The 10,669-nt window shown below is 46.4% G+C and carries 8 protein-coding genes and 1 pseudogene; all 9 read right to left on the bottom strand.

All coding sequences use genetic code 11. The features are described from left to right. Positions 1-51: 51 nt before the first annotated feature. The 9 genes and pseudogenes from KO518_RS11270 to KO518_RS11310 all read right to left on the bottom strand — a co-directional run bounded on the left by KO518_RS11270 (position 52) and on the right by KO518_RS11310 (position 10,628). Positions 52-1,776, bottom strand: a complete 1,725-nt coding sequence (locus tag KO518_RS11270) for an SLC13 family permease (RefSeq protein ID WP_216025931.1) — start codon at positions 1,774-1,776, stop codon at positions 52-54. Between the two features lie 17 nt (positions 1,777-1,793). Next, positions 1,794-3,209, bottom strand: a complete 1,416-nt coding sequence (cysN, locus tag KO518_RS11275; protein WP_216025932.1) for a sulfate adenylyltransferase subunit CysN — start codon at positions 3,207-3,209, stop codon at positions 1,794-1,796. Positions 3,210-3,213: 4 nt separating this feature from the next. Next, positions 3,214-4,002: a 3'(2'),5'-bisphosphate nucleotidase CysQ gene (cysQ, locus tag KO518_RS11280; RefSeq protein WP_216025933.1), complete on the bottom strand. Its 789-nt coding sequence runs from the start codon at positions 4,000-4,002 to the stop codon at positions 3,214-3,216. Beyond that, entirely contained in the window at positions 4,002-4,595 is a 594-nt protein-coding gene (cysC, locus tag KO518_RS11285) for an adenylyl-sulfate kinase (protein ID WP_216025934.1), read from the bottom strand. Before cysC ends, cysQ begins: the two co-directional genes overlap by 1 nt. Next, a complete protein-coding gene (cysD, locus tag KO518_RS11290) occupies positions 4,595-5,509 on the bottom strand; it encodes a sulfate adenylyltransferase subunit CysD (RefSeq protein ID WP_216025935.1) in 915 nt (304 codons plus the stop codon). The genes cysC and cysD overlap by 1 nt, the downstream gene beginning before the upstream one ends. Positions 5,510-5,747: 238 nt before the next feature. Continuing rightward, positions 5,748-7,256, bottom strand: coding sequence for a sodium/proline symporter PutP (gene putP / locus KO518_RS11295; protein ID WP_216025936.1), 1,509 nt, complete (start codon positions 7,254-7,256; stop codon positions 5,748-5,750). 145 nt (positions 7,257-7,401) lie between these two features. Beyond that, positions 7,402-8,109: a DUF3379 family protein gene (locus KO518_RS11300; RefSeq protein ID WP_216025937.1), complete on the bottom strand. Its 708-nt coding sequence runs from the start codon at positions 8,107-8,109 to the stop codon at positions 7,402-7,404. After that, a pseudogene (locus KO518_RS11305) lies at positions 8,102-8,653 on the bottom strand (sigma-70 family RNA polymerase sigma factor); the annotation flags it as partial. The gene KO518_RS11300 and the pseudogene KO518_RS11305, both read right to left, overlap by 8 nt. Before the next feature lie 121 nt (positions 8,654-8,774). Continuing rightward, the gene (locus KO518_RS11310) at positions 8,775-10,628 is read right to left on the bottom strand and encodes a DUF885 family protein (protein ID WP_216025939.1); all 1,854 of its coding nucleotides are present in this window, start codon (positions 10,626-10,628) and stop codon (positions 8,775-8,777) included. Positions 10,629-10,669: the final 41 nt, after the last annotated feature.

Here is a 10,669-nt window from a genome sequence, read left to right on the forward strand (position 1 = left end):
TGGCGTCAGCGCCGGCATTATGCCGGCGCTGTTGGCTGTGAGAAATAGTTCTTAAAAGTAGGACCAGTTTAATAGGCACAATACAATAGCGCTGTAGGTTGCCGATATAGGTAAACCAATCTTTATAAAGTGCTTGAAGCGGTAATTAACGGCGTTAAAAACAAGCAGGTTTGTTTGATAACCATAGGGCGATATAAAGCTGGCACTTGCGGCAAAAGCCACTGCCAATGCGAACGGCATCAATGGCGCGCCGATTACATTTGCCACGCCATAGGCGAAGGGAAACATAAGTGCTGCGGCTGCATTATTGGTGACAAACTCGGTTAGTAAAAGGGTGCTCAAATAGATAATCACAAGAGCCGTGAACCAGTTTGTGCCAGACAAATAGGGCATGAGGAAATCAGTGCTAAGCGCAATAACTCCTGCATTCTCTAGCGCCGAAGCCAAACTTAATGCTCCCACAATTACGACGATTAAATTCAGTGGCATATTGCGTTTTATCTCTCCGTTACTGGTAACCTTTACGGCAACTAGTACGGCGGCAAAAAACAGTAAACCCAAACCCAGATCTATGACATCACCGGCGGACAACGCCACTGTGACGAGAAAACCTCCCATAGTGATCCATTCCTGGTAACCGCTGAGCGGGCGGGCAATTTTTTGCTCAGACAAAACAAAGAAATTTTTAGATAGATTTTGCCGGGTTTGGAAGTCAGGCCCCGTTGCCAATAATAAAAAATCACCCGCTTGCAGTTTTATTTCCCCTAACTTTCCTGAGAGTTGCTCGCCGTCGCGGCGGATGGCAACGACGGCAGCGTCAAAAAGAGCGCGAAAGCCAAGTGCTTTGATGGTCTGACCGATGATTTGTGCGCGGTTTGAGATGATAACTTCGGTGAGGTTTTCCCGCAAGATGCCATCGGCTTCAGCAAACATCGTCAGCCCTTTTATGTGACTTAGGCTATCGAGTTTTTGCACATTACCAGAGAAAATGAGTTTGTCTCCCTGATTGATAACAAACTCAGGTGTCACTGGAGTAATAAGTTGTCCGTCGCGCACTATCTCAACCAAAAAAAGCTCTGGTAGGTTTCGCAGGTGGTTTTCCTCAACGGTTTTACCTATGAGTTCAGACGCAGCGTCTACCTCGGCTTCTACAATATACTCCCGGTAGTTATTTTGTTTGTTGGCTATCTCGGGCAGCAAAGAAGTCAGTATAAACATCAAAAAACCGCAGCTCAGGCCAGCCACTAAACCGTAGAGTGTGAAATCCCAAAACGCAAACCCTGGATGGCCGTGTTCCTGTAAAAAAGAGTCAACAATCAGGTTCGTTGACGTCCCGATTAAGGTAACGGTACCACCCAGAATAGCTGAATATGAAAGGGGAATGAGTAACCGGGATGCGGGGTGGTACTGGTTTTGTTTTACCGGCCCAATGAGGCTGGCTACGATAGCAGTGTTGTTCAGTAAGGCAGAAGAGAAAAACGTCAGTCCAAATAATCGCCAGTAAGAGGCCGTAAAGTTTGGCGTAACTAACTTCCTGCCAAGTTGTTTAATCAGCGCCGTTTTGTCGATGGCGCTACTGACTAACAACAGTAAAATTAGAGTGATTAACCCTTTGTTAGTGAGGTTGTTGAGTACGTCGTCAAAGCTGAGTTGTTTACTTATTAACAGCAGCAGGACAGCCACGGCGAACACGGTCGATGGCCGCATATTTGACGCGATAAGAGCAAAAATGGTGCTGAAAAAAATCCCCAGCACCATGAGTTGGCTAACATCCATATGAACCGATGGGCCTCTTACAATTTAGAAATGTCTAGTGCATTCCAATGTGGGAAGTGCCTGCGAACAAGCTCGTTGAATTCCAGTTCAAACGCTGAGAATTCGGGCGATGCGTGTTGCGTGCCATCAGCCAGTTTATCGATAATCATTCCCGCACCTACCGTGCCATTGGTCAGACGGTCAATAACAATATACGCACCGGTAGCACGGTTGTTGTCGTAGTTGTCGCAGGCCACTTGTTGGGTAAACTTCAAGTCTACCACACCAATTTCATTTAGGTTTAAATGTGCAGCCTGGGTTTTTTCCAGGGTGTTAACATCGATCTGATATTCTACGTTAGCCACTGAGCCGGGTGTTGTCTTGGTTGCAAATTTGAAGATGTATTGCTTATTCGGCATCATAGGTTCTTCAGACATCCACACAAGGTGTGATTTAAACTGGTTGCCAAGCAGAGGCAAGTTGCCTGATTTTACAATCATGTCTCCGCGAGAAATATCGATCTCGTCTTCCAGTGTCAGCGTCACAGCTTGAGGTACGTATGCGCGATCCTGCTCACCGTCAAAGGTGACAATAGATTTAACCTTGGAGGTTTTCATAGAGGGTAGCGCCGTGATTTCATCACCAGGTACTACTTGGCCAGACACTACTGTGCCGGCAAAACCACGGAAATCCAGGTTCGGGCGGTTTACGTATTGAACGGGAAAGCGGAAGTCTTCAATGTTGGCGTCGCTACTAATTTCAATAGTTTCAAGCATTTCCATCAGAGGTTTTCCTTGGAACCAAGGCGATTTCTCACTCTTGTTAACGACGTTATCACCTTCCAAGGCAGAAATCGGGACAAATTGAATATCAGGAATGTTGAGATTTTCCGCAAACTTGAGAAAGTCCGCTTTGATGTCTTGATAAACTTTCTCACTAAAGTCCATCAAATCCATTTTGTTTACGGCAACAATTACGTGCTTGATACCCAATAAGCTGGCCAGGAATGAGTGGCGTCTGGTTTGCGTTTTAACACCTGCGCGGGCATCAACCATTAAAATTGCGAGGTCACAGGTTGACGCGCCGGTAACCATGTTACGGGTGTATTGCTCGTGTCCCGGAGTATCTGCAATGATAAATTTACGCTTATCTGTTGAAAAATAGCGGTATGCAACGTCAATGGTAATACCTTGTTCTCGCTCTGACTGCAATCCGTCTACCAGCAAAGCAAGGTCAACTTTGTCACCCGTTGTACCGACTTTCTTACTGTCTTTAGTAATCGCGGCCAATTGATCTTCATAGATCATTTTAGAGTCATGCAGCAGACGGCCGATGAGGGTACTTTTACCGTCGTCAACGCTACCACAGGTTAAAAAACGCAGCAGATCTTTCTGCTCGTGCTGCTCCAGATAAGCCAGTACGTCTTCTTTCAATAATTCGTTATCTACATTCATTGCGTTATGCGCTCACTAAGAAAAAGGGGTTCAGTACAGAATCTTTTTGATTATATGTCAGGTCAGGGGCATCAGTTGCTAACGGATTTGCCGCATCCAGTACAGTCACTTTAGCGCCAGCTGCAGTCGCAACAGCGTGTGCAGCGCCTGTATCCCATTCTGAAGTAGGGCCTAAACGAGGGTACAAATGGGCTTCACCAGAGGCGACAAGGCACAACTTTAACGAGCTACCCATGGCGACCAGTTCGGCTTCACCACCAAGCTGTTCCAGGAGGTTTTTGATCTCCGGGCTCTGGTGAGAACGGCTGCCAACCACTTTCCAGGTTTCACCTTCCAGGTGTTTTTTTGCACTGATTGGCGCCAGTGTACCGTCAGATTCCAACCAAGCACCTTTACCATCAATACCTATGTAAGTGCGTTTTAACACTGGTGCATACACCACACCCATCACTGGTTTGCCGCCATCAATAAGTGCAATGTTTACAGTGAATTCGCCATTTTTCTTGATAAATTCCTTTGTACCATCAAGGGGGTCAACCAACCAGTACTGGTTCCAGGTTTGTCTTTCTTCCCACGGGATGTCAGCTGACTCTTCAGACAGAATGGGTAAATCTGAAATAGTTTCCAGGCCAGCAACAATCACTTTGTGTGCTGCAAGATCTGCTTCGGTCAGCGGGCTGGTATCTTCTTTTTCATAAATGGCGAAATCTTTTTCGTAGATTTCCATAATTTTCGCACCGGCTTCTTTGCTGATGCTGACAATTTGTTCTGCTAATGGATCGGGTAATGCCATTACACAAGTCCTTTTTCTACAAGCATATTATACAAACGCTCCGCCGTATCTTCGGCAGGCTCGTCTTTATAAGTTAGATGAATTTCCGGGTTTTGCGGTGCTTCGTATGCCGAGGAGATACCGGTGAAATCTTTAATTTCACCCGCGCGGGCTTTTTTGTATAAACCCTTCGGGTCTCGCTGCTCACATACATCGAGTGGCACGTCAACAAATACTTCTACAAACTCACCTTCATCCAACAGTTTGCGACAATAGTCACGGTCAACCTGGAATGGAGAAATAAAAGCAGTTAAAACAATGACACCTGAATCGACAAAAAGCTTTGCTACTTCGCTAACACGGCGAATATTCTCCACCCGGTCTTTATCGCTAAACCCCAGGTCGCCACATAAACCGTGACGCACATTGTCACCGTCGAGGAGATAGGTGTGCTTTCCTTGCTCTTGGAATTTCTTTTCCAGCAGATTGGATAACGTCGACTTACCGGAGCCGCTGAACCCTGTGAGCCATAAAACACGAGGTGTTTGGCCCAGGCTATTCGCCCGTGACTGTTTGTTTACTTCGTGTTTATGCCAGACAATATTGGTCGACATCAGAAGTACCCTTCCATTTTCTTCTTCTCCATAGAACCCGCGCTATCGTGGTCGATAACCCGCCCTTGTCGCTCTGACGTTTTCGTCAGCAACATTTCCTGAATAACTTCAGGGAGTGTTGCAGCTGTGGATTCAACTGCGCCGGTCAATGGATAACAGCCCAGTGTACGGAAACGCACTGAACGCATTTGTGGTGTTTCACCTTCTTCCAATGGCATGCGATCGTCGTCAACCATGATCAAAACGCCATCGCGTTCTACCACCGGGCGAGGTTTCGCCAGATAAAGTTGGGGAATGTCGATGTTTTCCAGATAGATATATTGCCAGATATCCAGTTCTGTCCAGTTTGACATAGGGAATACGCGGATGCTTTCGCCTTTGTTTACCTGTGAATTGTAGATATTCCACAGCTCTGGACGTTGGTTTTTCGGATCCCAGCGGTGATTGCTGTCCCGGAAGGAATAGACCCGTTCTTTGGCCCGGGACTTTTCTTCATCTCGGCGGGCACCACCAAAGGCCGCGTCGAACTTATATTTGTTCAGCGCTTGCTTGAGTGCTGCCGTTTTCATGATATCGGTATGCTTGGCACTCCCGTGGCTAAAGGGCCCGATACCGGCATCGACACCTTCCTGATTGATGTGAACCAGCAGATCGAAACCGTGCTTCTTAGCTTGTTGATCACGAAATTCTATCATTTCGTGAAATTTCCAAGTGGTGTCTACGTGAAGTAGTGGGAATGGAATTTTACCTGGTGCAAAGGCTTTGCGAGCCAAATGAAGTAACACCGAGGAATCCTTTCCGACAGAATAAAGCATAACCGGGTTTTCAAATTCCGCAGCGACTTCGCGGAAAATGTGGATGCTCTCGGCTTCGAGTTGTTTCAAATGGGTAATAGACGGTATTTCTAAAGTCATTGTCGAGTCCGATAGTTGAGGTTTATATACTAAACAATTATATGTATAGAACCCTAACATATTTCAGCTTAAAAGTAGTATGCTAATTTGCTATACGAAATAGCCGTTTTATATCTTCGCAACTAAATTGTCATAAAAAAGCCGCGGTTAGGCGGCTTGACGACATTAGCGTGTAAATTCAGAGCAACAAAGCAATTGACACCACTGTGGCGTGAGCTTGTGTTGTGTTGCTAGTGGTTCATTTATGGGCACTTAATTGCTTTTTGAAGGCATCATAAATTTCAACGACGCCATTTCTAGGCGTGCCTGACTTACTCATCACCATAATGGTTATACTGGAGAGTATAAAACCGGGGACAATTTCATACATCCAGTTACTCAGGCTCTGCCCATCTATTTGCAAGGGAAGGTAGATCCACAGCAACACTGTTGCTGCACCCACAACCATGCCGCCGAGTGCTGCCCGCCGGGTCATGTCACGTTTAAATAAACTAAACAATACCAGCGGACCAAAAGCTGCGCCAAATCCCGCCCAGGCATTACTCACCAAAGACAATATGGTACTGTTTCGATCATACGCGAGATAGATGGCTACCAGTGCAACAATGACAACAGATAAACGGCCTGCAACAACCAGTTCGCGATCGGATGCATTGCGACGAAGGAAGGTCTGATAAAAGTCACTGGTTAATGAGCTTGATGTAACCAGCAATTGGGATGAGATGGTACTCATAATCGCGGCCAGAATTGCTGCAAGCAGAAAGCCGCCCACCAAGGGGTGGAACAGGAGCTGGGAGAGATAGATAAATACGGTTTCAGGATCAATTGATTCACCTTGTCGGGTGACAAAAGCGAGCCCGAACAAACCGGTCATGAGCGCGCCGACAATAGAGACCAGCATCCAGCTCATGCCAATGTTTCGCGCCTTGGGTACATCACTTACTGAACGAATTGCCATAAAGCGCACAATAATATGTGGCTGCCCAAAGTAACCAAGCCCCCAAGCCATTAGAGAAAGCATACCGATCAAAGACAGTGAGGAACCGGTTCTAGCGTCGGTAAACGGGCTAAACAGGGTGGGGTCAATGGCTTTGACGGCAGAAACGGCGTCACTCAATCCGCCGAGTTCGAAAATAACCACCGCTGGAACCATCACAAGGGATATAAACATAATACAGCCCTGCACAAAGTCGGTGATAGACACGGCCATAAAACCGCCAAACAGGGTGTAGGCCACAACTACGCCGGTCGTTACATAAAGACCGGTTTCGTAACTGAGGCCAAATGAGGTCTCAAAGAGCTTACCGCCGGCCACTACGCCAGACGAAGTATAAAGTGTGAAGAAAACAACGATGACTACTGACGCAATAACCCGAAGTATGTGAGAGTTATCAGCAAAGCGGTTTTCGAAATAATCCGGAAGTGTGACGGCGTTGTTGGCCATCTCGGTGTAAATGCGAAGGCGAGGAGCAACCAGCAGGTAATTGGCCAATGCGCCAAACACCAGGCCCACAGCAATCCAGCTCGCTGAAAGGCCTGACACATACATAGCACCTGGTAGCCCCATTAACATCCAACCGCTCATGTCTGATGCACCGGCGGAAAGTGCTGTAACCGCAGGCCCCAGTTGACGGCCTCCTAACATATAGCCTTCTACACTAGTGTCGGTTTGCTTAAATGAAAATAACCCTATTGCGAGCATTGCTGCAAAATAGATACCCAGAGAAATTAGGGTTTCAGTTGCCATAGTATTCCTTCCTGTCTTTTTGACCATGCTAACAGGAAGTGAGAAAGGTCTCTATGTCACTGTAAAAAAAGCGGAGAAGTGAGTGCGGGCTGAGATAAAACAGCAGTAACGATTTATTTGCCGTTACTGCTGTCTCTACTGAGAGTTATGCAGAAAAGGTAATACTTCGCTTCACTTTTTTCATTACCGGTTCAAGATCTGCGTTCTTGTCACCTACGACCATAATGTCAGCCTTCATCATCGACCAACTCTCGCCGTGATACTTTTCGTCGGAAAAGGAGTCTGGCATAGACATGCGGCCTTTATGAGGTACCACAAATACAGATACCTTCCCCTGCTCAGTATTCATGATGAGGTGTAATGTTAGTGTGGTATTTAAATGGCAATAATTCGCTACTGCCACGTCGCCGATAGGTGCGGAAAAGCTGCCGCCAAATCCAGCGAGCTTTGCATTGACTTGTTGCAACCCAACTTCCACCGGCAGGCCGGGTAATTCCATTTCCGCGTGGCGAACGTGAGCCAGCGCTTCACCGCCCATATCCACAGGCTGATACTGGTAAATGACAGTTCCTGTAATCCCGATCACAAAGGCTATAGATGCTGCCATGGCAATGAACCAACGGCTGCGTTTTTTGTGATGATTAAACTCGGCCGTCGCCTGCTGCCAGATGAGTTTATATGCCAAGTCGTCCGGCACAGGAACCTTCACAGCCTGACTGAGTTTTGCATCCAGCCCTTGGAGTGATGATTTAAGCTGCGCTTTTTCACTGTCTTGTCGGATGGCCTCTGTCACGTCTTTATCAGTCGTGTTTGGATCGGCGAAAACACGACGCCTGAATTCTAAATCATCCATTAGAACGACCTCTTAAATTGGTATCTTCTTGTCCCAGCATATCCCGGAGTTGATTACGTGCTCTGAACAAGCGTGTCATAACTGTATTTTTGTTTAAATCCAACTGTTGTGCTATCTCTTCACCGGTAAAACCGAAGATCAACTGCAAAATAAGCGGTTCTCTGTAATCGGTCGGCAATCGGCTTATTAAAATGCGCAATTCTTCGTGGTCACTTTCAGCGTTTGCGTGAAACGCATCGTCTGCAACATGCACATCATCTATATCCACCAGATCGAGCTGCTTGCGCTCAAATCGTCTGGCGTTTTCTCGCCTTACAATGGTAATGAGCCACGACTTTGCGGATTTTTCATCATTTAAAGAATCTAAAGATCGCCAGGCCCTCAAAAAAGTCTCCTGAACAATATCTTCTGCTATTGTGCTATCTCGGGTTAACCAATACGCATAGCGGTATATGTCGCCATGAAAAGCATGCACCAGTGCTTCGTACCGTTTTTGTTTTGCTCTCATGTCCGAATAGACCTGACTACTCATGAAAAAATTTCTCGAATATTTTTTTTAAGGGTAGAGCGCTACGCATTAAAAAGAAACTACAAAAAAGTATAATAAGCTATACAGAGAGAGGTTCATAAAGAAAAGCCACCGAGGAGTGGTGGCTTGATTTACATTACCTGGCTTGTCTGGCAATCCATCGGTCAATTTTCTCTTCTAATACTGATAAGGGGACTGGCCCGTCTTTTAGCACTTCGTCGTGAAACCCTGCATAAGTAAATTTCTCACCAAGAGTGGCTTGTGCCTTTTCCCGCAGTTCCATAATTTTTAGCTTGCCAATCATGTAAGCGGTAGCTTGGCCTGGCATAGCAATGTAGCGCTCAATTGCTTTAACTACATCCGGTTTGGGGTTGGGTGTGTTGACCAATAAATAGTCAATGGCTTGTTCGCGGGACCATTTTTTTGCGTGTATACCCGTATCTACTACTAGACGACAGGCTCGCCAAAGCTCCATCGCTAGACGGCCAAAATCTGAATAAGGATCTTTATAAAACCCCATGTCTTTAGCCAATTCTTCACTGTAGAGACCCCAACCCTCTGTGTAGGCGGTGGCACTGAGAAATTTCTGAAATTGTGGAATACCATCCAGTTCCTGAGCGATAGCTCGCTGCATATGATGCCCTGGAATGCCTTCGTGATATGCCAGTGCTTCTAATTGATAGGTTGGCATGGCACTCATATCGTACAGATTGGCGTAATAAATACCAGGTCGACTGCCGTCTGCTGAAGGGCTTTGATAAAATGCTTTACCGGCGGATTTTTCGCGGAAAGCCTCTACCCGTTTTACGATCATATCAGCTTCGGGGGTAAGGCCAAAGTATTCAGGTAACGCTTCACGCATTTTGTCTACCGCGGCTTTTGCTTCTTTTAAGTACGCAGCTCTGCCTTCATCGGTATTGGGGTAATAAAACTGTGGATCATTGCGCATAAAATCGAAAAATGCTGCTAAATCTCCATCGAAACCCACCTTGTCTTTAATGGCCGCCATGGATTTATGGATACGCGCTACATTATCAAGGCCAATCTGGTGGATTTCTTCTGCGGTTAAGTCTGTTGTAGTAAACCAGGCCAATCGATTGTTGTACCAGTTCTCGCCATCGGGGAGACGCCACACTCCATCGCCTTCCGGCGATAACGTTTGCTGATGAGAAAATTCGCTAATAAGCGCTAGATAAGCAGGTTTGACCGAGGTGACTAAGGCGGCTTTTGCTTCTCCGAGCAGGGTTTGCTTTTCAACTTCGTCAATGTCTAATTCGTTTATTTTGTTCTGTATATCTTTCCATAACGTGGAGGCGGTATCTGAGGTGTCGAACGGCGCACCAGTAATGACATTTGTCGCAGCGGCTATCATTTGGTCATAGGCCCATTTCGGTGGGTACACGCCTGCTTTTTCGCGGTTCTGCATTTGTACTATTAGCTGGTCGAAATAGCTTGAGACGTTATCCAGTCGCGAAATGTATGCTTTCGCGTCACTCACATTGCTTACGCGGTGTATGTTAATGAGAAAACTGGGCACAGACGTGTGTGCGGCACGAAACTGATGAACAATATAGTGATGATAGCGAAACGGTTCATTTTCGAGATCCCGTTCAATACCCATTTTGTAGAGGCGTATACTGAGCTTTTCTTGTTCACTAAGTTGGTTCGTATCAAAGCTCTCAAGGGTGTGGAGACGATTTTTCTTTAACGCAAGAGTTTGTTCGTGATGTTCGTCACTGATGTCATCCCATTCTCCGTAGTTCCATTTCTTGCCAAGATAACTCTGGAACATCGGTGAGCGTTTTAAATCTTCTTCAAAAGTACGTTCGAAAAAGGCATTCAGTCTTTCAGATTCCGTTTGATTGGCAACCGGGCCCTGCCCTTCGGTAGGGGCGGGGGCTGATACCTGCTCTTTAGGTGCAGGAGAGCAGGCGCAAAGGCCTGCAAAGATTACTGTCAGTGTGGTTAGTTTTGTCGCAAGATGTTGCATCAAATGTGTCTCCCTGTCTTATTGTGTTTATAGTTACGGAA

This window comes from Aestuariibacter sp. A3R04, from assembly GCF_018860805.1.
Taxonomy (GTDB): Bacteria; Pseudomonadota; Gammaproteobacteria; order Enterobacterales; family Alteromonadaceae; genus Alteromonas.